The sequence below is a fragment of the Yersinia artesiana genome, from assembly GCF_902726545.1.
Lineage (GTDB): Bacteria > Pseudomonadota > Gammaproteobacteria > Enterobacterales > Enterobacteriaceae > Yersinia > Yersinia artesiana.
Genome location: NZ_CACVAD010000005.1, coordinates 109,564 through 132,218 on the forward strand (window position 1 = coordinate 109,564; position 22,655 = coordinate 132,218).

Consider the following 22,655-nt stretch of genomic DNA (forward strand, 5'->3'; position numbering starts at 1 on the left):
TATCGAAGTTTGTCAGCAGCCTGTGCCACTAAGTGGCTCTTTTTAACCGCTTAATGATGCAAACTACCGCTTAACCAGTTCGCTGATATTTCTCTTAGGGATCAAGCGTATGTTAACGCCTGACAAATTCCCTGGAGAGAATGCTCATGCAACATGCGATTACCTTTGTTATCGCCTCCGCGTGTGTCCTTGTGATCTGCTACCGTTTATACGGTATCTTTTTTGTTCGTAAGGTCCTGCGCGTCGATGACAGTGAAGTAACACCTTCCCACACCTTTGAAGATGGTAAAGATTACGTTCCAACTAAAAAATGGGTGAACTTTGGTAGCCACTTTGCAGCTATCGCTGCGGCTGGCCCCTTAGTTGGCCCTGTATTGGCGGCCCAGTATGGTTATTTACCTGGCTTCCTGTGGTTATTGATTGGTTGTGTTATCGGCGGTGCTGTTCACGATACCGTTGTTCTGTTCGCTTCGATGAAACATCAGGGCAAATCTCTATCTGAAGTGGCTAAATCAGAACTCGGGCCAATCGCGGGCTGGTGTACCGGTCTGGCAATGCTATTTATCATTACTATTACTATGGCCGGATTATCAATGGTTGTCGTACATGCGCTGGAACGTAACCCTTGGGGTACTTTCGCGGTGTTCATGACAATCCCTATTGCGATTTGTGTTGGCTTATGGGAACGCATGACCGGCAGCATGAAAGGGGCTTCTTATGTTGGTATCGCCGCCATTATGGTGTGCGTATTTGTTGGTCCATATATCGAACACACCTGGCTTGGTGAATGGCTGATGCTGAAAGCAGATACCGTCAGTATCATTCTGCCAATGTATGCTTTCTTCGCGACAGCCTTACCTGTCTGGATGTTATTGACCCCTCGCGGTTATCTCTCCAGCTTTATGAAAATCGGCGTATTCGGTGCACTGATTGTTGGTGTTGTATTTATTAACCCTGAAATTCAATTTCCAGCAGTAACACAGTTTATCCATGGCGGTGGCCCGGTACTGGCTGGCCCAGTTTGGCCATTTATCTCTATTACCATTGCCTGTGGCGCTATTTCTGGTTTCCACGCTTTTATTGGTTCAGGTACTACACCAAAACAAATCGATAAATGGAGTGACATCTTACCCGTTGGTTTTGGTGCGATGCTGGCCGAGTGTATGGTCGGGGTAATGGCCTTGATCGCTGCAACATCTCTGCATCCTGCTGACTACTTTGCGATTAACTCTTCCGCCGAAGCCTGGAGTGTGCTCGGCATGGAAGTGGTTAACCTACCAAAACTGAGTCAGGAAATTGGCTTAGATTTGTATGGTCGTACCGGTGGTGCTGTCACCTTAGCTGTGGGTATGACGGATATCTTCATTCGTGTACCATGGTTTAGTAGTTTGGCCGCTTACTTCTTCCAGTTTGTTGTGATGTTTGAAGCTGTATTCATTCTGACTGCCGTTGACTCTGGTACCCGTGTTGCCCGTTACCTGCTGCAAGATTTCCTGGGCGATATCTGGGCTCCATTAAAACGTACCGATTGGTTGCCAGGCACATTAGCATGTAGCGTTATTGCTTGTGCGCTGTGGGGTTATCTCCTTAATTCCGGTGATATCAACTCGGTCTGGGCGCTGTTCGGTGTATCTAATCAGTTAATGGCGTCCGTTGGTTTGATTATCGGTGCCACTATTATTCTGCGTTTGGCAACCAAACGGATTTATATGCTGACTTGTGTGATTCCATTGGCTTACCTGTTTGTCACCGTAAACTATGCTGGTTACTGGATGATTACTCACGTGTACTTCAATTCAGCAGCGAAAGGTTACAACCTGTTTAATGGCATCATCTCTATCATCATGATGACATTGGGTGTCATTATCCTGATATCAGCACTGAAAAAATGGCGTGAACTGTGGATCCGCAGATCAGCCGAGATGGCTGGCAATAAGGTGGTTACTGCCAACGCCTGATATCCCAAATCAATAGCTTTAGTCCTAATAAACGGTCGGAACCTCCCGGCCGTTTATTTTTTGTTAAGTAAAAATGTCGACACATTGAGTATGCTAATGGCTACTTTATCGATAACAGGAAAATGCCTGTGACCTTAAATGATGTTATTACTGTCGTTATTGATTTTGTTCGTGTACATGAAACATGGGCAATTCCTATCGTGTTTATTCTCGCTTTTGGTGAGTCGCTTGCCTTTCTTTCCTTGCTGCTACCCGCCACGGTTATCTTGCTTGGATTGGGCGCATTAATCGGTGAAAGTGGGATTTCCTTCTGGCCGATTTGGGCCGCCGCTGTAGCAGGGGCTTTTTTTGGCGACTGGCTCTCCTATTGGATTGGTGATCATTATAAAGATCGCGTCGGCACCCTGTGGCCTCTTTCCCGCAATCCTCAACTACTCGTCCGTGGCCATGCTTTCTTTGAGCGTTGGGGGTTCTTTGGTGCCTTCATCGGCCGCTTCTTTGGCCCACTGCGCGCAGTAGTCCCGCTAGTTGCTGGAATTTGCGCTATGCCAAAATTCTATTTCCAGTTGGCGAATATCACATCTGCCATCATCTGGGCATTCGGTATTCTTGCTCCTGGCGCTTTTGGTATTCAGTGGCTATCTCATTGGATAGATTAACTTTACATGAGCTTTGGTACGACGCCATGTTTTGTGGCTGACAGTTTTAACGTATTTCTTTATCGCAATGTAAGCGTTTTTTTATCTGCTTATTATTTATGCGTACAGCTTCGCAAGATGGTATGTAATGGAAAAACACTCTGGACATCCATACAGTATCCCCTTACCTTGACTGACATAGGTTAAAGGGGGAGATAACTGTGGATATCAGTTTATTTTATGGGCTGGGAGGCTGTCTGCTTGGCGGGCTTATAGGTTGGCTGATTGCCAGTTTGTCTCAGCAGCGCAATAAAGCACAGCAGGATATTGAACGGCGGTTACTGGAACAGTCATTACAACAGTCTCAGCAAAATACTCTAGAATTACAGACCCTTTTGCAACGTAATGAACAGCAATTACGGCAAAGTGAATTAGAACAACGTAATTTGCACAGCCAACTCGCGGCAAATACTGAAAAACTGCAACAATTAGCTCATTGGCGTAATGAATGTGAGCAGCTCAATCAAGAGTTACGGGCGCAAAGAGAAGTGAATAGTGCGCAAGAAGCTGAACTGCGCGAAGTGACTATCCGTTTGGAGGAAACACGGCTGACCGCAGAGGAGAAGCAACGTTTACTCCTTAATAGCGAACAGCGGCTAACCACTCAGTTCGAAAATCTGGCAAATCGCATCTTTGAACAAACTGGTCGCCGAGCCGATGAACAAAATAAGCAAAGTTTGGATCGCTTATTGCTACCTCTACGGGAACAGCTAGATGGTTTTCGCAAGCAGGTTCAGGACAGCTTTGGGCAAGAAGCTCGTGAACGCCATACTCTGACCCATGAAATTCGTAGCTTACAGCAGCTCAATGCTCAAATGGCACGGGAAGCTCTAAACCTGACCAAAGCTCTCAAAGGGGATAATAAAACCCAAGGGAACTGGGGTGAAGTGGTTTTAGCGAAGGTGCTTGAGGCGTCAGGCTTGCGTGAAGGCTATGAGTATCAAACTCAGGTTAGTATAAAAATTGATAGTAATAGCCGTATGCAACCAGATGTCATTGTGCGGTTGCCGCAGGGCAAAGATGTCGTTATTGACGCTAAAATGTCGTTAGTAGCTTATGAACGCTATTTTAATAGTGAAGATGATATTGAGCGCGAAGCGGCATTAAGTGAGCATTTATCGTCACTACGCGCACATATCAGGATGCTGGGCCGTAAGGATTATCAGCAACTTCCCGGTTTACGTTCGCTTGACTATGTATTGATGTTTATTCCCGTTGAGCCTGCGTTTTTGGTTGCTATCGACCGTCAACCTGAATTGATCAGTGAAGCGTTACAGCACAATATTATGTTGGTTAGTCCTACAACACTGCTGGTGGCTTTACGGACTATTACTAACTTATGGCGCTACGAACATCAAAGCCAAAATGCGCAACGTATTGCGGAGAGAGCCGCCAAACTCTATGACAAATTACGCTTATTTGTTGATGATATGGAGTCGTTGGGGCAAAGCCTCGATAAAGCACAATTAAGTTATCGTCAGGCAATGAACAAACTGTCGCAAGGCCGTGGTAACCTGATAGGGCAAGTTGAAGGTTTTCGTACTCTGGGGGTCGAGGTAAAACGACCTATTAGTCCAACTCTGGCAGAGAAAGCCAGTCTGGAAGATCAACCTGAGGACGATTTAGCGCTATCCGATGATGCAGAATCCGAAATTAATAATTCTGCACCGCTGAAGTATCAGGGTTAGTTGCATGTTCCTCTTCTGTATGATGTTGAGAAAGCTGCGATTAAGCAGTTACTTCAATACCAGGTGAGGTGGGGCTTTCATCGGAGTTCTGGTACACTTCCTCGAAAGATTGACTGAAAAGCAGGCACAGAAAATGGTAGATCAGGAGAAGGAAACCACTCATTTTGGTTTTCGCACCGTAGCCAAAGAACAAAAAGAAGGCATGGTGGCAGAAGTTTTTCATTCCGTAGCCGCTAAATACGATCTGATGAATGACCTGATGTCGTTCGGTGTTCACCGTATTTGGAAGCGTTTTACTATTGACTGTAGCGGTGTTCGGCGCGGTCAACGGGTATTGGATCTGGCAGGTGGTACCGGCGATTTAACCGCCAAGTTTTCTCGTCTGGTGGGTGAACAGGGTGAGGTCGTTCTGGCTGATATCAACGAGTCAATGTTGCGTATGGGCCGTGAAAAGCTGCGCGATAAAGGTATTGTCGGTAATGTCAGCTATGTTCAGGCGAATGCTGAAGCATTACCTTTCCCTGATAATTACTTTGATTGTATTACTATTTCATTCGGCTTGAGAAACGTAACTGAAAAAGAAAAGGCGTTGCGATCGATGTTTCGGGTATTAAAGCCCGGTGGTCGTTTACTGGTTCTTGAGTTCTCTAAGCCACTTCTGGAACCTTTAAGCAAAGCCTATGATGCTTACTCCTTCCATATTTTGCCTAAGATTGGTGAGCTTGTGGCGCAGGACTCTGAAAGCTACCGCTATTTGGCTGAGTCTATTCGGATGCACCCCGACCAAGAAACACTGAAGGGCATGATGATGGATGCCGGGTTTGAAAACGTAACCTATTCCAATTTAACCGGTGGCATTGTTGCGTTACATCGGGGTTTCAAGTTCTAACAGGAATATGGCTATGCCGCTAAAATCACTGATATTTAAATCCTTATCACTGAAACCAACTTTGCTGTCGCCACTAATAACTGCCGCTATAGAAACATCACTAAATAGTGTGTTATTTCGTGATAAAAGCTTGAAAGCTGCACGTTTACGCTTAGCGGGAAAAGTGCTGAGTATCGAGCTGCGTGAGGTGAGCTTTCCTCTGCTATTAGTATTTAGTGAGCGGCAGGTCGATGTTTTAAGTCAATGGGATGGTGATGCGGATTGCACAGTGAAAACGAACGTTGCTGTGTTGGCAAAGTTGCGGGACCGTCAACAGCTTTCACCTTTGATGCGTAGTGGTGAATTGATTGTCGAAGGCGATATCCAAGTCGTTCAGCAACTTATCACCTTACTTGATCTTGCCGAATGGGAACCAGCTGAATGGCTGGCTCCCTATATTGGCGATATCGCCGCGGAAACTATTGGGCAGGTCATCCATAAAAGTAACCGTTTTCTCAGTAAGCAGTTTCAACAGCAGCAGCATTATGTCGCTGAAGCAATAACTGAAGAATGGAAAATAGCGCCAGCGCCGCTGGAAGTGGTGTGGTTTAACGAAGAGGTTGATGCCACCGCTCGTGCAATCGAGGCATTGACTGCTCGATTGGCAACCATGGAGACAAAACAATGACGCCAGGAGAACTTCGGCGCCTGTATCTTATCATTCGGGTTTTCTTGAGCTACGGGCTGGATGAGTTAATCCCGAATATCCGTTTGACGTTACCTTTACGTATTGCTCGTCATCTATTTTTCTGGTTGCCTAATCGTCATAAAGATAAACCGCTGGGTGAGCGTTTACGCCTTGCCTTGCAGGAGCTAGGGCCGGTTTGGATAAAGTTTGGCCAAATGATGTCCACACGGCGTGACCTCTTCCCGCCAGCAATTGCAGATCAACTTGCGTTGTTACAGGATAGAGTTGCTCCATTTGATGGTGCACTAGCACGCAAGCACATTGAAATCGCGATGGGAGGGCCATTAGAAACATGGTTTGACGATTTTGAACAAGAAGCTTTAGCCTCCGCTTCTATCGCGCAAGTACATACGGCACGTTTAAAAGAGAACGGTCAGGAAGTTGTACTCAAGGTTATTCGTCCTGATATTTTGCCAATTATTAAAGCTGATGTGCGGTTGATGTACCGTCTGGCTGGCTGGGTACCCAAACTTTTACCTGATGGCCGCCGATTACGTCCACGGGAGGTTGTACGTGAATATGAAAAAACACTGCTTGATGAGCTAAATTTACTGCGGGAAGCAGCTAATGCTATTCAACTGCGTCGTAATTTTGAAGACAGTCCAATGCTCTATATTCCCGAAGTCTATTCTGATTATTGCCGGGAAAGTGTATTGGTCATGGAACGAATTTACGGCATTCCAGTATCTGATATTGCAGCTTTGGAAGATCAAGGTACCAATATGAAGTTGCTGGCTGAGCGCGGGGTTCAAGTCTTTTTTACTCAAGTTTTCCGTGACAGTTTTTTCCATGCAGATATGCACCCTGGAAATATCTTTGTCAGTTATGAGCATCCTCATGACCCACTTTATATCGGCATTGACTGCGGTATCGTCGGCTCGCTGAATAAAGCGGATAAGCGCTATCTTGCTGAAAACTTTATTGCTTTCTTTAATCGGGATTATCGGCGGGTTGCAGAGCTGCATGTTGATTCTGGCTGGGTTCCTCGTGATACTAATGTTGAAGATTTTGAATTCGCTATTCGTACCGTTTGTGAACCTATTTTTGAAAAGCCGCTAGCCGAAATATCCTTCGGCCATGTGTTATTGAATCTCTTTAACACCGCACGCCGCTTTAATATGGAAGTACAACCACAGTTGGTTTTGCTGCAAAAAACCTTGTTATATGTTGAAGGCTTGGGACGTCAACTTTATCCTCAGCTTGATCTTTGGACGACAGCCAAGCCTTTCCTGGAAAGCTGGTTGCGAGATCAAGTCGGCTTGCCTGCTGTTATTCGTGCATTGAAAGAAAAAGCACCATTTTGGGCTGAAAAGTTTCCTGAGTTACCAGAACTTGTGTATGACAGTTTGCAGCAGCACAAATTATTACAGCAAAGTGTCGATAAACTCACAACTCAAATGCAAGGCCAGCAGCAACGTCAGGGTCAATCACGGTATTTGTTCGGTGTTGGCGCTACACTATTAGTCAGTGGTACCATTTTATTCTTGGCCAATGCGGTAGAAGTCTCAGTTGGATTCATTGTCGCTGGAGTATTGGCTTGGTTGATTGGTTGGCGACGAACCAGTTAATGACTTATCGCTGAAAGTATCTGTGGATAGTTTATTGTGCGGCTTATGCGTGATGTAAAAGTTATTCAATAAGTCGCTTATTTGTTTAAGAAGCTATGCGCTAGTTCAAAATGCGGTAAGTTAGATAGGTATTCACAGAGGTTATATGACGTATAATGCGGCCCTCTGTGGAATAACCCTTGTATATAGAGGTGAATGTAATGGGTGGTATAAGTATTTGGCAGTTATTAATCATTGCCGTGATTGTTGTTCTGCTGTTTGGTACTAACAAACTGCGGACATTAGGGTCTGATCTGGGGGCATCCATCAAAGGTTTTAAAAAGGCGATGGGTGATGAGCCACAAACTCCACCAACTGATGCTAATAAAACCAGTAACGATGCTGACTTTGCAAAATCGATTGCTGAAAAGCAGCAGCCAGTTGCTAAAGCTGAAGAGTCTAAGAGTCACGACAAAGAGCAGGGATAAGCTGTGTTCGACATTGGGTTTAGTGAACTGTTGCTGGTTCTTGTGATAGGCCTGGTTGTACTCGGGCCGGAACGACTACCTGTCGCTGTTAGAACAGTCGCGGGTTGGATTCGTACATTGCGCTCACTTGCGGCTACCGTGCAGAACGAATTAGCGCAAGAGCTTAAGATTCAAGAGTTGCAAGACAGCCTGAAAAAAGCAGAAGAAGCCGGTTTGCAGAACCTGACACCAGAGCTGAAAGCCTCAATGGATGAACTTAAAGAGGCCGCTGAAGCACTGAAACGTTCTTATCATTCTGACATTGGTTCGGAAGCACCGCACACGATCCATAATCCGCTTGTTACCGAGCCGGAAGCGATTCATGATGGTGTTACGCCCGCAGAGTCTGCAACGAAGGCTCAAGCATCACCTCAAGCACCGGCTACTGACGTTGATAACGCTATCACCCCGACAGCGGTTGAAACTGCCCCTAATAACAATGAGAAACCCATTGTTCCGGTTGAGGCATTTTCTGCGTCTATCTCTTCTGTAGATAGAGAGCCGGTTCCTGTTACGAACACACCCGTAACTAAGGTACAAACAGCTACAGTTGACACCCATAGCACAGATTCACTCGGTGCTGATCAACCTCGAACTCACCAACCTGGCGGCGATCGGTAAACATGGCTGTTGATGATACCCAACCCCTTATTACTCATTTAATAGAACTGCGCAAGCGGCTATTGAATTGCATCATCACTGTTTTAGTGGTTTTCTTCGTATTGGTTTTTTTTGCCAATGATATCTACCATCTGGTTTCCGCACCGTTGATCAAACAACTGCCAGTTGGTTCCAGTATGATCGCAACAGATGTCGCATCACCGTTCTTTACCCCGATTAAATTGACTATGATGGTCTCGGTGTTTGTTTCAGCGCCGATGATCCTCTATCAGGTTTGGGCATTTATAGCCCCTGCGCTGTATAAACATGAGCGCCGCTTGATGGTCCCGCTGCTGATATCTAGCAGCTTCTTATTTTATCTGGGAATGGCATTTGCCTATTTTGTCGTTTTCCCGTTAGCTTTTGGTTTTTTTGCCAAAACAGCTCCAGAAAGTGTGCTTATCGCAACGGATATCACTAAATACCTTGATTTTGTCATGGCACTTTTTATGGCTTTTGGTATTTCTTTCGAAGTCCCGATTGCGATAATTCTTCTGTGCTGGGCTGGGGTAACAACGCCTGAAGCATTGAAGAAAAAACGCCCTTATGTGTTTGTTGGTGCATTTGTTGTAGGGATGCTTCTCACCCCGCCAGATGTGTTATCACAAACATTATTAGCGATTCCGATGTACCTGTTATTTGAAGTGGGAGTGTTCTTTGCTCGCTTCTACACTGGCAAACAACGCCGTACAGATATTGAGGAAGAGGATGAAGAAGTCGATAATCATCCTAAAGAGTCTTAAGTTTCTATTTTGATATTTTAGCCGCCCACTGGGCGGCTTCTGTTTTGGGACGCTTATGTTTGATATCGGTGTGAACTTAACCAGCTCACAATTTACAAAAGACTGTCCTCAAGTCGTGGCCCGCGCAAAAGAGGCTGGCATTACCGGTATGCTGATTACCGGGACAAATGCTGAAGAAAGCCAGGCAGCCCTTGAGCTTGCCATGGCCTATCCTGGCTATGGCTGGTCAACCGCAGGTGTTCATCCCCATCATGCGAGCAGTTGGCAAATAGATGTGGAACAGCAAATCAGAGCATTAGCAGCCAATGCCAGTGTAGTCGCCATTGGCGAATGTGGTCTGGATTTTAATCGCAATTTCTCTACTCCCGCAGAACAAGAAATGGCTTTTACTGCACAGTTAGCCCTGGCTGCAGAACTTTCTTTGCCGGTATTCTTGCATTGCCGAGAGGCGCATGATCGTTTCATCACGCTACTTTCACCTTGGCTAGATAAAATCCCCGCAGCTGTTGTGCATTGTTTTACCGGCACTGCTGATGAATTGGATTCCTGTCTGGCATTGGGCTTATCTATCGGTATCACCGGTTGGGTTTGTGATGAGCGCCGTGGTCTTGAGCTGAGGGCATTATTGCCGCGTATTCCTGCCCAACAATTATTGTTAGAAACTGATGCCCCATATTTATTGCCGCGGGATATACACCCTAAACCTGCATCTCGTCGCAATGAACCCTGCTTTCTGCCTCATATCGTCCAACAGGTTGCTGTCTGGCGACAAGAAGACCCTCAATGGCTGGGACAGAAAACTGATGAAAACGCCCGCCGGATTTTCCGGTTGGTTTGAGTTAGGAGAACAATATGAGCTATGCATTCCCGGGCACCTTCCCTGGTCGCCGTATGCGCCGTGTGCGCCGTCATGATTTCAGTCGTCGACTGGTCGCTGAAAATCAGCTGACAGTTAATGACTTGATCTATCCGGTGTTTGTCATGGAAGGAAACAACCATCAGCAAGCCGTTTCGTCTATGCCGGGTGTCGCGCGTATGACGATTGATTTGCTGGTGAAAGAAGCTGAGGCCATTGCCAAGCTTGGCGTCCCGGTCATATCGTTATTCCCGGTCATTGAACCAGGTATGAAATCACTACACGCAGAAGAAGCTTATAACCCGAATGGTCTGGTGCAACGTACTGTACGTGCATTAAAAGACGCAGTACCAGAGTTAGGTATTCTTACGGACGTAGCTCTCGACCCATACACGACTCATGGGCAAGATGGTGTGATTGATGCTGACGGTTATGTCATTAACGACATCACCAAAGAGATTTTAGTGCGTCAGGCCTTATCACATGCAGAAGCCGGCGCAGAAATTGTTGCCCCGAGCGATATGATGGATGGTCGCATTGGTGCGATTCGTGATCAGTTAGAACTTCAAGGGCTGGTAAATACGCAAATCATGGCGTATTCAGCCAAATATGCCTCTTGTTACTATGGCCCCTTCCGCGATGCGATTGGCTCCAGTAGCAATTTGAAAGGTGGCAATAAAAAAACCTATCAAATGGACCCGGCTAATAGCGATGAAGCGTTGCAAGAAATCGCTCAGGACTTGCAGGAAGGGGCGGATATGGTGATGGTTAAACCGGGTATGCCATATTTGGATGTGGTGCGTCGGGTTAAAGATACCTTTGGGGTTCCGACCTTCGCCTATCAGGTTTCTGGCGAATATGCGATGCATATGGCCGCAATACAAAATGGCTGGCTGCAAGAGAAACCGACGGTGATGGAGTCGCTATTGTGCTTTAAACGCGCCGGTGCAGATGGGGTATTGACCTATTTTGCCAAGCAAGTCGCACAATGGCTGCATGACGATCATATGCAGCGCTAACTGTTTAGTTATCAACAGCATTGATTATCAATAATAAGTGTCAAGGTAGGCACTGAAATACCTACTTTGGCACTGTGAGTTAAGTAGCTTATTGTTTTCCGAATTGACGATTATCCAGGCTTTGCAATACTGGACTATTGAGCATATTCAGTAATAGCATTGAGCGTGCCTCGCCATCTGGTTCGGTATAAATTGCCTGTAACCCAGCAAAAACACCCTCTGTAATAATCACGGTATCACCAGGCGTAGGTATCTCTGGCGCAATGATTTTACCCGTTGTATGAGATTGCATTTCGCTAATAACCCTTGCCGGAATGACCGCCGGTTGTACACCAAACCTGACAAAGTGACTTACACCTCGGGTGGCACTTATTGTTGTGGTATGAATATGTTCCGGATCAAACTCGATAAATAGATAATTCGGGAATAATGCTTCCGTGGTTTCAATTCGTTTTCCGCGTATTATCTTTTCGATAGTGACGATCGGTGTCCAGCAATTCACTTCTTGTCGCTCTAAGTGCTCTTTAGCGCGTAAAAGTTGACCACGTTTACAATATAATAAATGCCAATGTTTCATAATTTCATATGCCTTTAGCTACTACCTGGCAGCATAGCAAAAGTGGGGGTACATATACAGTGAGCAAAAATAACATCACCTGATATATATTTGTTATGTAAAGAGTTAGCCATATTTTATATCGACAAAATTCCATCAGTGCTTGTAAATGTTAATGCCAAATAGCAGCATGCTATTTTTTCGAGTTAGCCTGCATTCATTTTTAACAAAAAGACAGCAACTGCTATAAAGACAGCCTATAATGGCGCATCACCTAGCCGCCGAAATGATCAGCATGAAATACCGTGACTTACGTGACTTCCTCTCGTTGCTGGAACAGAGGGGCGAACTTAAACGTATTAGCCAGCCTATTGATCCCTATCTGGAAATGACAGAAATAGCCGATCGAACTTTACGCGCTGGCGGGCCTGCATTACTTTTTGAGAATCCGAAGGGCTATAACATGCCCGTGCTGTGTAACCTGTTTGGTACGGCTAAGCGGGTTGCGATGGGGATGGGGCAAGAAGATGTCAGCGCATTACGAGATGTCGGCAAGCTATTGGCTTTCCTGAAAGAACCTGATCCGCCGAAAGGTTTTCGTGACCTGTTCGATAAACTGCCTAAATTTAAGCAGGTATTGAATATGCCGACGAAATGCTTAAGCTCCGCCCCGTGCCAAGAGCAAGTGTGGGAAGGGGAGGATGTCGATCTGAGCCGAATCCCTGTTATGCACTGTTGGCCAGAGGATGCCGCCCCATTAGTCTCTTGGGGGCTGACGGTGACTCGCGGGCCGCATAAAGAGCGGCAGAATCTGGGCATTTATCGCCAGCAAGTGTTGGGCAAAAATAAATTAATTATGCGCTGGCTTTCCCATCGAGGTGGCGCTTTGGACTATCAAGAATGGTGTGAAGCACATCCTGGAGAGCGTTTCCCGGTTGCCGTCGCATTGGGTGCTGACCCTGCAACTATTTTGGCTGCGGTAACGCCGGTGCCAGATACTTTATCTGAATATGCTTTTGCCGGCTTATTGCGTGGGCATAAAACCGAAGTCGTAAAGTGTCTTTCCAACTCACTTGAAGTTCCTGCAAGTGCAGAAATTGTATTGGAAGGATATATTGAGCAGGGTGAGATGGCACCGGAAGGCCCATATGGCGATCATACCGGTTATTACAACGAGATTGATAGCTTCCCTGTCTTTACCGTCACCCATATTACCCAACGCAAAGACGCAATTTATCATTCAACCTATACTGGTCGTCCACCGGATGAACCGGCGGTAATGGGCGTTGCGCTGAACGAAGTATTTGTCCCTATTTTGCAAAAGCAATTCCCAGAGATTGTTGATTTTTATCTGCCGCCAGAAGGCTGTTCATACCGCTTGGCCGTGGTGACTATCAAGAAACAGTATGCCGGTCATGCTAAACGCGTGATGATGGGCGTTTGGTCGTTTTTACGCCAGTTTATGTATACGAAATTTGTTATTGTTTGTGATGATGATATTAACGCCCGTGATTGGAATGATGTTATTTGGGCAATTACGACCCGAATGGACCCGTCGCGCGATACGGTGTTAATTGAAAATACACCAATAGATTATTTGGATTTCGCCTCACCGGTTTCCGGTTTGGGATCGAAAATGGGGCTGGATGCCACCAACAAATGGCCAGCTGAGACTCCGCGTGAATGGGGGCGTCCAATTAAAATGGATGAAGAAGTCCGCGCCCGCGTTGATGCTATTTGGGATGAACTCGCCATTTTCAGTGACAAAGAGACGAAACGCTAACCGGCGTCCATTTTGTCCTTAGTTTTGCATTTGATGACCCGACAGAGGGAAGGCATGACAACTTTAAGCTGTAAAGTAACCTCCGTAGAGGCCATTACCGATACGGTGTACCGGGTGCAATTGGTACCTGCATCTGCATTTTCTTTCCGCGCTGGGCAGTATTTGATGGTCGTGATGGATGAGCGCGATAAGCGCCCATTCTCTATGGCATCCACGCCACTGCAAAAAGATTCTATCGAGCTGCATATCGGGGCTTCGGAGCTGAATTTATACGCCATGGCGGTAATGGACAGAATTCTGCAAGAGAAAACGTTGGATGTGGATATTCCTCATGGTGAGGCGTGGTTCCGCGAGGGTAGTCATCGCCCACTGATATTAATTGCAGGCGGTACTGGTTTCTCCTATGCGCGTTCGATTTTGTTGGCGGCGTTAGCAGAACAACCTGATCGTGAAGTTTCTATCTATTGGGGCGGGCGCGAAGCTGTGCATTTATATGACCTCAGCGAGTTAGAAGCGCTGTCGATTCAGTATCCGCAGTTGAAAGTTATCCCTGTAGTTGAGCAACCAGAAGAAGGCTGGCGCGGTCGTACCGGAACTGTGCTAAGTGCCGTGTTGCAAGATTATGGTTCTCTGGCTGAGCAGGATATTTATATCGCAGGTCGTTTTGAAATGGCGAAGATTGCTCGTGAGCGTTTTTGTGCCGAGCGCGGTGCATTGGAAGCGCATATCTATGGTGATGCTTTCGCTTTTATTTAAGTGAAACACCAGATAAAAAAGCCCGCCCCTGACAGGCGGGAAAACGGCAACTAAACGTTATCAGGGCCTGTATTCAGGCCCTCAGACTGCTGACAAACCCCAACGACTCGATCTTGCAAGGTGATGACAGGTAGAAGAGTAAAGCGTCCGCGCCAAGGATGGCGCGGCTCGAGCCTACAAGGATGTATTTACGGCGTCTTTACGATCTGCCTGTTTTCACCACTACAGGCACTTTGTCATTAACTTCAGGGCTTGTATTAAGTCCTAAATGTTTTGGGTTATACGCGCTCAAAGATGGTAGCAATGCCTTGGCCTAAGCCGATACACATGGTTGCCAGACCGAATTGCACGTCACGGCGCTCCATCAGATTGAGTAATGTGGTAGAAATACGCGCGCCTGAACAGCCCAATGGATGACCGAGTGCAATGGCTCCCCCATTCAGGTTTACCTTATCATCCATGCTCTCCAGCAAACCCAAACCTTTCAGGCAAGCCAGTGACTGAGCAGCAAACGCCTCATTTAATTCAAATAACCCAATATCTTCGAGCTTAAGCCCAGCACGTTTTAGTGCCAGTTGGCTGGCGGGTACTGGGCCATATCCCATAATCGATGGATCACAGCCGACGACGGCCATTGAGCGAATACGGGCGCGGGGTGTTAAACCTAATGATTTTGCTCGGGATTCGCTCATGATAAGCATGGCAGAGGCACCATCGGAAAGTGCTGATGATGTCCCCGCGGTCACTGTGCCACTCACCGGATCAAAGGCTGGACGCAAAGTCGCTAGCCCAGCCAGATTGGTCTCTGGGCGAATAACTTCATCGAAATCAAAGCGTTTTAATATACCATCAGCGTCATGCCCATTGGTGGCGACAATCTCTTTAGCAAAATGGCCCGCCTGAGTCGCAGCATAAGCGCGCTGATGGGAGCGAACCGCAAACTCGTCTTGTGACTGGCGACTGATATTGTGGATTTTTGCCAGCATTTCAGCCGTTAATCCCATCATACCGGCGGCTTTAGCCACCGTGCGACCCATACCTGGGTGGAAGTCCACGCCATGATTCATCGGCACGTGGCCCATATGTTCTACGCCACCAATCAAACTGACTTGTGCATCACCCACCATGATAGCTCTGGCACCGTCATGCAACGCCTGCATCGAGGATCCACACAGGCGGTTAACGGTTACCGCCGGGACGCTATGGGGAATTTCTGCCAGTAAAGACGCATTGCGGGCGATGTTAAAACCCTGTTCTAGCGTTTGTTGCACACAGCCCCAATAGATGTCGTCGATTTCGGCGGCATTCAGCTTAGGGTTGCGGCTCAGCACTTCGCGCATTAAGTGAGCGGAGAGGTCTTCTGCCCGAACCTGCCGGAATGCACCGCCTTTGGAGCGGCCCATCGGTGTGCGGACGGCATCAATAATGACTACATTTTCCATGTTTTCAGACCTCATGCCGGTTGACTGATAGAAACATCAAGCAGCGCTGCTGCCACAGGATAATAGCTTTCGTTATGTTCGGCTTTGGCTCTCAATCCCGGCGGGACTAGATACAGCGCCCCAAGATGGGTGTAGCGTTGAGCCATTTCGACATAATTTGCACTGCCAATGGTATCAAGGTAACGGAAGACGCCGCCGTGGAATGGAGGGAATCCAAGGCCATACACCAACGCCATATCACCTTCCGCCGGGCTGGCAATAATGCCTTCTTCCAGGCAGCGCACCACCTCATTGATCATCGGGATCATGGTGCGGGCAATAATATCGTCATCGCTAAATTTCTGAAGCGGCTGGCTGATTTGCGCCAGTAACGTATCTACTTGTTCATCATTTTCTTTACGCGGTTTGCCCTTAGTATCTTGGGTATAGCGGTAGAAGCCTTGACCATTCTTCTGACCAAACCGTTGGTTATCAAACATCACGTCAACCGCGTCGCGATAATCTTTATTCATGCGCTCAGGGAAACCAACGGCCATCACGGCCTGTGCATGGTGCGCGGTATCAATACCCACCACATCTAACAGATAAGCCGGGCCCATTGGCCAGCCAAATTGCTTTTCCATCACTTTATCAATTTGGCGGAAGTCTGCGCCGTCTCTGACTAACATGCCGAATCCAGCCAGATACGGGAATAAAACGCGGTTAACAAAGAAGCCTGGGCAATCATTCACCACAATTGGGGTTTTACCCATTTGCGTGGCGTATGCCACAACCGCGGCGATAGTTTTATCTGAGGTTTTGGTGCCACGAATAATTTCAACCAACGGCATCCGGTGCACTGGATTGAAGAAATGCATGCCACAGAAGTTTTCTGGGCGCTTAAGGGATTTGGCGAGCTGATCAATCGGAATTGTAGAAGTGTTAGAAGCCAGAACAGTTTCTTCGCCGATAAGTGTTTCAACCTCTGCCAGAACCGCCGCTTTGACTTTTGGATTTTCTACCACCGCTTCCACGATGACTTGGGCGCGTTCAATACCGGCATAATCTAATGTTGGCTGGATGGTTGCTAAGATATTTGCCATTTTCAGGCCATCTATCTTGCCGCGTTCCAACTGCTTATTCAGCAATTTGGCCGCTTCATTCATCCCTAATGTGAGGGATTTGTCATTAATATCTTTCATGATGACCGGCACACCTTTCAGTGCCGATTGATAGGCAATCCCACCGCCCATAATCCCGGCACCCAGCACTGCGGCCTGTTTGGGGGCGCTGACACCTTTGGACAGCTTTTTAGCCTGACCTTTAACATACTGGTCATTTAGGAAAATACCGACTAAAGCACGCGCTTCACAGGAGCCTGCTAAGGGAACAAAACTATTGGTTTCCAGCTTCAATGCTTCGGCGCGGCCAAATTTCGCAGCAGCTTCAATGGTTTTGACGGCAGTCAAAGGGGCGGGATAGTGTTTACCGGCCACTTGCATGACCATGCCTTTGGCAATGGTAAAGCACATTGCGGCTTCGGTCGGATTGAGCTTCAGTGGCTCTAATTTCGGGCGACGTGCAGCTTGCCAGTCGAGTTTCCCATCAATCGCTTGTTTCAACATGGCTAACGCGGCATCTGCCAACTTTTCAGGGGCAACGACGGCATCAACCAGCCCAACTTTTAAGGCATCTTTGGCAATAATGTCTTTACCTGCCGCAATAATTTCCAGCGCACTGTCAGCACCTAATAACCGCGGTAAGCGAACTGAACCGCCGAAGCCCGGCATAATACCGAGTTTGGTTTCCGGTAGACCGATACGTGCTTCTGGCGAGGCCACACGAAAATCAGTCGCTAGAATACATTCACACCCGCCACCCAGCGCATACCCATTGATTGCTGCAATGGTTGGCACCGGTAAGTCTTCCAAACGATTGAAGATATCGTTGGCGAAAACCAACCATTGATGCAGCTTTTCTGGTGGCTCGTTAAACAGGGATAGAAACTCGGTGATATCGGCACCGACAATAAAGGCTGCTTTGGCTGAGCGTAATAGCAACCCTTTGAGTTCGCTTTGTTTTTCCAGTACGGACAAGGCTTCGCCCAGATTGGCTACAGTTTGAGTATCCAGCTTATTAACTGAACCTGGTGCATCAAACACCAATTCGGCAATGCCGTTTTCCAGCCAGTGAAGCTTTAGTGTTTCGCTTTGGTAGAGCATATCTATCTCCTGAATAAGCGCATGTGATCTGGTATGACCAGATATTCAGGAAGTGTGGATATTTTGTTAATTAATTGCAAACAAGAGATTGATTTTTTGCAGCGAAGATCACAGTCACTCTAGCGGGATAATTGATTTTAATCACGTTTATTTACGACAGTTTTGCGCGTAAGGTAGCGTAATTAACTTGTAGATAAGAGGTCGTCGAAACATGACTTTGGCGACTATGGTAAGATTAAAAAATTAAGTTCTAATAGCGAAGGGTACTGTGATGGAAACGCTGGCTTCTTTATATAACGAACATTTGTCCACCCTACAACAACGCACCCGCGATGTGTTAGAGCGCCATCAGTTGGATGCTTTATTGATTCATTCCGGTGAGTTACAACGTATTTTCCTTGATGACCGCGACTATCCTTTTAAGGTTAATGCCCAATTCAAAGCTTGGGTACCGGTGACACAAGTTCCCAATTGCTGGTTATGGGTCGATGGCGTTAATACGCCGAAGTTATGGTTTTATTCTCCGGTAGATTATTGGCACAGTGTTGAGCCACTTCCAGACAGTTTCTGGACCAAATCACTTGATATTCAGCCTTTAGCTAATGCCGATGATATTGCACAGCAATTGCCGGTGCAGCGCGAGCGAGTTGCCTATATTGGTTATGCTCAGCAACGCGCTCAGGCTCTGGGTTTCAGTGCGGAAAACATTAACCCTAAACCGGTGTTGGATTACCTTCATTTCTACCGCTCTTATAAAACAGATTACGAGCTGGCGTGTATGCGTGAAGCGCAAAAGACCGCAGTTGCCGGGCATCGTGCTGCTTATGAAGCATTTCAGTCCGGTATGAGCGAGTTTGATATCAATCAGGCGTATTTGATGGCCACGGGTCATCGTGATACTGATGTTCCATACGATAATATTGTTGCACTGAATGAACATTCGGCAGTATTGCATTACACCACCTTGCAGCATCAGCCTCCGGCAGAGATTCGTAGTTTCCTGATTGATGCGGGTGCTGAATACAACGGTTATGCTGCTGACTTGACTCGTACCTATGCCGCAGACAGTGAAAACGATTTTGCAGCATTGATCAAAGACCTTAATTATGAACAGCTTGAACTGATCAAAACCATTAAAAGTGGTGAGCGCTACACCGATTATCATGTGCAGATGCATCAACGTATTGCGAAGTTACTGCGCACTCATAATCTGGTCACCGGTATCAGCGAAGAGGCGATGGTTGAACAAGGCATTACTTGTCCATTCCTACCGCACGGGTTAGGCCATCCCCTGGGCTTGCAAGTGCATGATACTGCGGGCTTTATGCAGGATGATAAAGGAGCGCATCTCAGCGCGCCATCCAAGTACCCTTACTTACGTTGTACCCGTATTCTGCAACCGCGCATGGTGCTGACTATCGAACCGGGCCTCTATTTTATTGAATCACTCTTGGCCCCTTGGCGCTCAGGGGAATTCAGTCAGCATTTTAATTGGGATCTTATTGAAACTCTGAAGCCTTATGGTGGCATTCGTATAGAAGACAATATTGTTATTCATGATAATCGGGTTGAAAACATGACTCGCGACCTGAAGCTGGACTGATGCAGCCTTTTTTGATACCTGCGGCTCCGGTGACTATCAGCGAAGAGATTAAAAAAAGTCGTTTCATCACCTTACTGGCTCATACCTGTGGGGTGAATGAAGCGAAAGATTTTATTCAGCAGGTAAAGCAACAGCACCCAACAGCCCGGCATCATTGCTGGGCTTTTGTTGCTGGAGCGCCCACAGATTCACAGCAATTAGGTTTTTCCGATGATGGCGAGCCTTCGGGCACCGCAGGTAAACCGATTCTGGCTCAATTGATGGGCAGTGGGATAGGTGAAATTACTGCGGTGGTTGTGCGCTATTATGGCGGTATTAAGCTGGGTACTGGCGGGTTAGTTAGAGCTTATGGCAGTGGTGTTCAGCAAGCGTTAAAACAGATTGAAGTAAAATATAAAGTCCCGCAGGTAGAATATACTTTGCAGTGTGACTATGCGCAGCTCGCGATGGTCGAAACACTATTACAGCAGGTTGAAGGCCAGATTTTACAGAGTGAATATGCACAACTCGTGACTCTTCATCTCTCATTGCCAGCAACTCAAGCCAGTCAGGTCGGGGATAAATTGCGGGATCTCAGTCGTGGTACGTTGCAATTGACGCCCATTTCGCAATAATCCCCATCCAAGTGAATTGCTAAGGAACGTGCCGGAATGCATTTTCGTGCCATAACCCGTATTGTTGGCCTGCTGGTCATCTTATTCTCCGGGACAATGTTTATTCCAGGGCTAGTGGCCTTGATCTATCGTGATGGTGCCGGCCGTGCCTTCAGCGAAACCTTCTTTGTTGCTTTGTCGATAGGCCTGTTGCTGTGGCTACCGAACCGAAAACAGAAACATGAGTTGAAGCCGCGCGAGGGGTTTCTGATTGTAGTGCTGTTCTGGACGGTGCTGGGCAGTGTCGGGGCATTACCTTTCTTATTCTCTGAGCGCCCGAACCTTTCGCTAACTGATGCATTTTTTGAATCCTTTTCTGGGCTGACCACCACCGGAGCCACCACACTGGTGGGGTTAGATTCACTGCCTAAGGCCATTTTATTCTATCGACAAATGCTGCAATGGCTGGGCGGCATGGGGATCATCGTATTGGCAGTGGCCATTTTGCCTATTTTGGGTGTCGGGGGGATGCAGCTCTATCGGGCTGAAATGCCAGGGCCATTGAAAGACAATAAAATGCGCCCCCGAATCGCCGAAACTGCGAAAACACTGTGGCTTATCTATGTCTTGCTGACCATTGCCTGTGCGCTTTCTTTATGGGCCGCAGGGATGTCGGTGTTTGATGCTATCTCTCACAGCTTCTCGACTATCGCAATAGGTGGCTTTTCTACCCATGACGCCAGTATCGGTTATTTCAACAGCCCAACGATTAACACCATCATTGGTATTTTCTTGCTGATTTCGGGCTGTAACTTTGGTCTGCATTTCGCTGTACTCAGTGGCCGTAGTTTGAAAGTTTATTGGCGTGATCCCGAATTCCGTATGTTTATCTTTGTACAATTGACGCTAGTTATCGTTTGTACCTTGGTGCTCTGGCAGCACAGCGTATATAAGTCGGGGCTGGAAACCTTAAATCAGGCATTTTTCCAAGTAGTCTCAATGGCGACCACCGCGGGCTTCACAACGGACAGTATTTCTAAGTGGCCGTTGTTCCTGCCGATACTTTTATTATGCTCCGCGTTTATCGGGGGGTGTGCCGGGTCAACCGGTGGTGGTTTGAAAGTTATCCGTATCCTGTTGCTCTATCTACAAGGCTCGCGTGAATTAAAACGTTTGGTTCATCCGAATGCGGTTTACACCATCAAGCTGGGGCGGCGAGCATTACCGGAACGAATACTGGAAGCTGTGTGGGGGTTCTTCTCCGCGTATGCTTTGGTTTTCATTATCAGCATGTTGGCCATCATCGCGACGGGTGTCGATGAGTTTTCTGCTTTTGCGGCAGTGACTGCAACACTGAACAACCTTGGGCCAGGCTTAGGTGTTGTCGCTGATAACTTCACTTCTATGAATCCGGCTGCAAAATGGATACTAGTGATAACAATGCTATTTGGCCGGTTGGAAGTTTTCACTTTGCTGGTTCTCTTCACCCCAACATTCTGGCGTGAGTAATTCTGCATAAGGAACATTGCTATGAAAGTATTGATACTTTACTCCAGCCGAGACGGCCAAACGCAAACCATCGCCTCTTATATAGCTAAGGAATTATCAACCGCAGCTACGTGCGAAATACAGGACTTGGCCGAGGCGGGGCAAATAGATCTGAGCCAGTATCAACAAGTGATGATTGGTGCTTCTGTTCGTTATGGGCATTTCAGTCCGGTATTGAATCAATTCGTCAATAAACACGTCGAACAACTTAATCAGATGCCGAGTGCGTTCTTTGCTGTCAATCTCACTGCGCGCAAACCAGAGAAGCGCTCACCACAAACCAATGCCTATGTGCGCAAATTCTTACTTAGCACACCCTGGCAGCCAACATTGTGCGCCGTATTTGCTGGAGCGCTGCGTTATCCACGCTATCGATGGATAGACAGAGTCATGATTCAACTTATTATGCGCATGACGGGGGGAGAAACGGATACCAGTAAAGAAGTTGAGTATACCGATTGGCAACAGGTTAGTAGTTTTACTCAGGATTTCTCGGCGCTGCAGTACGAAAAATAGCAATAATGGTGGTTATCACCGCAAATTGTTGAAATAAAACACGGTTGAAAAGTTTTTTGAAATTAGGGGTTGCAGGCTGTCAGGAACTCCCTATAATGCGCCTCCACTGACCGGGAACAACGAAACACACTTCGCCGGGTCAGGAAGAGAAATGATTGAGTTTGACTTCGAAAGAAACCAAATAAACTCTTGACTCTTCAGCGGGAAAGCGTATTATCTGCCTCCCGCGTTACCGTAAGATTCGCCGCAAGGCAAACGGGTAACGAACGCTCTTTAACAATTTATCAGACAATCTGTGTGGGCACTCGCAAGACGATATCGAAGCCTGTTTCGACAGGCAGAAGA

General features: G+C 47.1%; 20 protein-coding genes. 17 read left to right on the plus strand and 3 right to left on the minus strand.

Features of this window, described 5'->3' with window-relative positions:
* The first annotated feature begins 146 nt into the window (after positions 1-146).
* The 11 genes from HU019_RS02800 to hemB all read left to right on the plus strand — a co-directional run bounded on the left by HU019_RS02800 (position 147) and on the right by hemB (position 11,312).
* Positions 147-1,958: a carbon starvation CstA family protein gene (locus tag HU019_RS02800; RefSeq protein WP_174848187.1), complete on the plus strand. Its 1,812-nt coding sequence runs from the start codon at positions 147-149 to the stop codon at positions 1,956-1,958.
* Positions 1,959-2,086: 128 nt separating this feature from the next.
* Positions 2,087-2,617 (plus strand): DedA family protein, encoded by a 531-nt coding sequence (locus HU019_RS02805; RefSeq protein WP_174848170.1) that lies wholly within the window; start codon positions 2,087-2,089, stop codon positions 2,615-2,617.
* A gap of 200 nt (positions 2,618-2,817) precedes the next feature.
* Positions 2,818-4,344 carry a DNA recombination protein RmuC gene (gene rmuC, locus HU019_RS02810; protein WP_174848171.1) on the plus strand — a complete coding sequence of 509 codons (1,527 nt, stop codon included), beginning with the start codon at positions 2,818-2,820 and terminating at the stop codon, positions 4,342-4,344.
* Positions 4,345-4,477: 133 nt separating this feature from the next.
* Entirely contained in the window at positions 4,478-5,233 is a 756-nt protein-coding gene (gene ubiE / locus HU019_RS02815; protein WP_019080147.1) for a bifunctional demethylmenaquinone methyltransferase/2-methoxy-6-polyprenyl-1,4-benzoquinol methylase UbiE, read from the plus strand.
* A 13-nt stretch (positions 5,234-5,246) separates the two neighbouring features.
* The gene (gene ubiJ, locus HU019_RS02820; RefSeq protein ID WP_174848172.1) at positions 5,247-5,900 is read left to right on the plus strand and encodes a ubiquinone biosynthesis protein UbiJ; all 654 of its coding nucleotides are present in this window, start codon (positions 5,247-5,249) and stop codon (positions 5,898-5,900) included.
* Positions 5,897-7,528, plus strand: coding sequence for a ubiquinone biosynthesis regulatory protein kinase UbiB (gene ubiB / locus HU019_RS02825; protein ID WP_174848173.1), 1,632 nt, complete (start codon positions 5,897-5,899; stop codon positions 7,526-7,528). The genes ubiJ and ubiB overlap by 4 nt, the downstream gene beginning before the upstream one ends.
* 200 nt (positions 7,529-7,728) lie before the next feature.
* Positions 7,729-7,995, plus strand: a complete 267-nt coding sequence (gene tatA / locus HU019_RS02830) for a Sec-independent protein translocase subunit TatA (protein ID WP_174848174.1) — start codon at positions 7,729-7,731, stop codon at positions 7,993-7,995.
* 3 nt (positions 7,996-7,998) lie between these two features.
* A complete protein-coding gene (gene tatB / locus HU019_RS02835; RefSeq protein WP_174848175.1) occupies positions 7,999-8,655 on the plus strand; it encodes a Sec-independent protein translocase protein TatB in 657 nt (218 codons plus the stop codon).
* Between the two features lie 2 nt (positions 8,656-8,657).
* Entirely contained in the window at positions 8,658-9,437 is a 780-nt protein-coding gene (tatC, locus tag HU019_RS02840) for a Sec-independent protein translocase subunit TatC (RefSeq protein WP_174848176.1), read from the plus strand.
* Between the two features lie 55 nt (positions 9,438-9,492).
* Positions 9,493-10,275, plus strand: coding sequence for a 3'-5' ssDNA/RNA exonuclease TatD (gene tatD / locus HU019_RS02845; RefSeq protein WP_174848177.1), 783 nt, complete (start codon positions 9,493-9,495; stop codon positions 10,273-10,275).
* A 14-nt stretch (positions 10,276-10,289) separates the two neighbouring features.
* Positions 10,290-11,312, plus strand: coding sequence for a porphobilinogen synthase (hemB, locus tag HU019_RS02850; RefSeq protein WP_174848178.1), 1,023 nt, complete (start codon positions 10,290-10,292; stop codon positions 11,310-11,312).
* A gap of 88 nt (positions 11,313-11,400) precedes the next feature.
* Here the strand turns inward: hemB and rfaH are convergent, their stop codons facing one another.
* Positions 11,401-11,889: a transcription/translation regulatory transformer protein RfaH gene (gene rfaH, locus HU019_RS02855; RefSeq protein ID WP_174848179.1), complete on the minus strand. Its 489-nt coding sequence runs from the start codon at positions 11,887-11,889 to the stop codon at positions 11,401-11,403.
* A gap of 265 nt (positions 11,890-12,154) precedes the next feature.
* Here rfaH and ubiD point away from each other — a divergent pair, with 265 nt between their 5' ends.
* Positions 12,155-13,651 (plus strand): 4-hydroxy-3-polyprenylbenzoate decarboxylase, encoded by a 1,497-nt coding sequence (ubiD, locus tag HU019_RS02860; protein ID WP_005165587.1) that lies wholly within the window; start codon positions 12,155-12,157, stop codon positions 13,649-13,651.
* A 54-nt stretch (positions 13,652-13,705) separates the two neighbouring features.
* Positions 13,706-14,407 (plus strand): NAD(P)H-flavin reductase, encoded by a 702-nt coding sequence (fre, locus tag HU019_RS02865; protein WP_005176289.1) that lies wholly within the window; start codon positions 13,706-13,708, stop codon positions 14,405-14,407.
* A 278-nt stretch (positions 14,408-14,685) separates the two neighbouring features.
* On the opposite strand, the gene fadA is transcribed toward fre, so the two are convergent.
* Both fadA and fadB read right to left on the minus strand, forming a co-directional pair.
* The gene (gene fadA / locus HU019_RS02870; RefSeq protein WP_174848180.1) at positions 14,686-15,849 is read right to left on the minus strand and encodes an acetyl-CoA C-acyltransferase FadA; all 1,164 of its coding nucleotides are present in this window, start codon (positions 15,847-15,849) and stop codon (positions 14,686-14,688) included.
* A gap of 11 nt (positions 15,850-15,860) precedes the next feature.
* Positions 15,861-18,050, minus strand: coding sequence for a fatty acid oxidation complex subunit alpha FadB (fadB, locus tag HU019_RS02875; protein WP_174848181.1), 2,190 nt, complete (start codon positions 18,048-18,050; stop codon positions 15,861-15,863).
* 271 nt (positions 18,051-18,321) lie between these two features.
* Here fadB and pepQ point away from each other — a divergent pair, with 271 nt between their 5' ends.
* From pepQ to hemG, 4 genes are read left to right on the plus strand one after another with little or no spacing between them, the layout of a single operon-like run.
* Positions 18,322-19,653 carry a Xaa-Pro dipeptidase gene (gene pepQ, locus HU019_RS02880; protein WP_174848182.1) on the plus strand — a complete coding sequence of 444 codons (1,332 nt, stop codon included), beginning with the start codon at positions 18,322-18,324 and terminating at the stop codon, positions 19,651-19,653.
* The gene (locus HU019_RS02885; RefSeq protein ID WP_174848183.1) at positions 19,653-20,267 is read left to right on the plus strand and encodes an IMPACT family protein; all 615 of its coding nucleotides are present in this window, start codon (positions 19,653-19,655) and stop codon (positions 20,265-20,267) included. Before pepQ ends, HU019_RS02885 begins: the two co-directional genes overlap by 1 nt.
* 36 nt (positions 20,268-20,303) lie before the next feature.
* A complete protein-coding gene (trkH, locus tag HU019_RS02890) occupies positions 20,304-21,755 on the plus strand; it encodes a Trk system potassium transporter TrkH (RefSeq protein WP_005176271.1) in 1,452 nt (483 codons plus the stop codon).
* Positions 21,756-21,776: 21 nt separating this feature from the next.
* Positions 21,777-22,310 (plus strand): menaquinone-dependent protoporphyrinogen IX dehydrogenase, encoded by a 534-nt coding sequence (hemG, locus tag HU019_RS02895; RefSeq protein ID WP_174848184.1) that lies wholly within the window; start codon positions 21,777-21,779, stop codon positions 22,308-22,310.
* Positions 22,311-22,655 lie beyond the last annotated feature (345 nt).

Excerpts from the sequence above, each read along its gene's own strand:
- HU019_RS02800 (WP_174848187.1), top strand. The coding sequence starts at position 147 with ATGCAACATGCGATTACCTTTGTTATCGCCTCCGCGTGTGTCCTTGTG.
- ubiE (WP_019080147.1), top strand. The coding sequence starts at position 4,478 with ATGGTAGATCAGGAGAAGGAAACCACTCATTTTGGTTTTCGCACCGTA.
- ubiJ (WP_174848172.1), top strand. The coding sequence starts at position 5,247 with ATGCCGCTAAAATCACTGATATTTAAATCCTTATCACTGAAACCAACT.
- ubiB (WP_174848173.1), top strand. The coding sequence starts at position 5,897 with ATGACGCCAGGAGAACTTCGGCGCCTGTATCTTATCATTCGGGTTTTC.
- tatA (WP_174848174.1), top strand. The coding sequence starts at position 7,729 with ATGGGTGGTATAAGTATTTGGCAGTTATTAATCATTGCCGTGATTGTT.
- tatC (WP_174848176.1), top strand. The coding sequence starts at position 8,658 with ATGGCTGTTGATGATACCCAACCCCTTATTACTCATTTAATAGAACTG.
- tatD (WP_174848177.1), top strand. The coding sequence starts at position 9,493 with ATGTTTGATATCGGTGTGAACTTAACCAGCTCACAATTTACAAAAGAC.
- hemB (WP_174848178.1), top strand. The coding sequence starts at position 10,290 with ATGAGCTATGCATTCCCGGGCACCTTCCCTGGTCGCCGTATGCGCCGT.
- rfaH (WP_174848179.1), bottom strand. The coding sequence starts at position 11,889 with ATGAAACATTGGCATTTATTATATTGTAAACGTGGTCAACTTTTACGC.
- ubiD (WP_005165587.1), top strand. The coding sequence starts at position 12,155 with ATGATCAGCATGAAATACCGTGACTTACGTGACTTCCTCTCGTTGCTG.
- fre (WP_005176289.1), top strand. The coding sequence starts at position 13,706 with ATGACAACTTTAAGCTGTAAAGTAACCTCCGTAGAGGCCATTACCGAT.
- fadA (WP_174848180.1), bottom strand. The coding sequence starts at position 15,849 with ATGGAAAATGTAGTCATTATTGATGCCGTCCGCACACCGATGGGCCGC.
- fadB (WP_174848181.1), bottom strand. The coding sequence starts at position 18,050 with ATGCTCTACCAAAGCGAAACACTAAAGCTTCACTGGCTGGAAAACGGC.
- pepQ (WP_174848182.1), top strand. The coding sequence starts at position 18,322 with ATGGAAACGCTGGCTTCTTTATATAACGAACATTTGTCCACCCTACAA.
- HU019_RS02885 (WP_174848183.1), top strand. The coding sequence starts at position 19,653 with ATGCAGCCTTTTTTGATACCTGCGGCTCCGGTGACTATCAGCGAAGAG.
- trkH (WP_005176271.1), top strand. The coding sequence starts at position 20,304 with ATGCATTTTCGTGCCATAACCCGTATTGTTGGCCTGCTGGTCATCTTA.
- hemG (WP_174848184.1), top strand. The coding sequence starts at position 21,777 with ATGAAAGTATTGATACTTTACTCCAGCCGAGACGGCCAAACGCAAACC.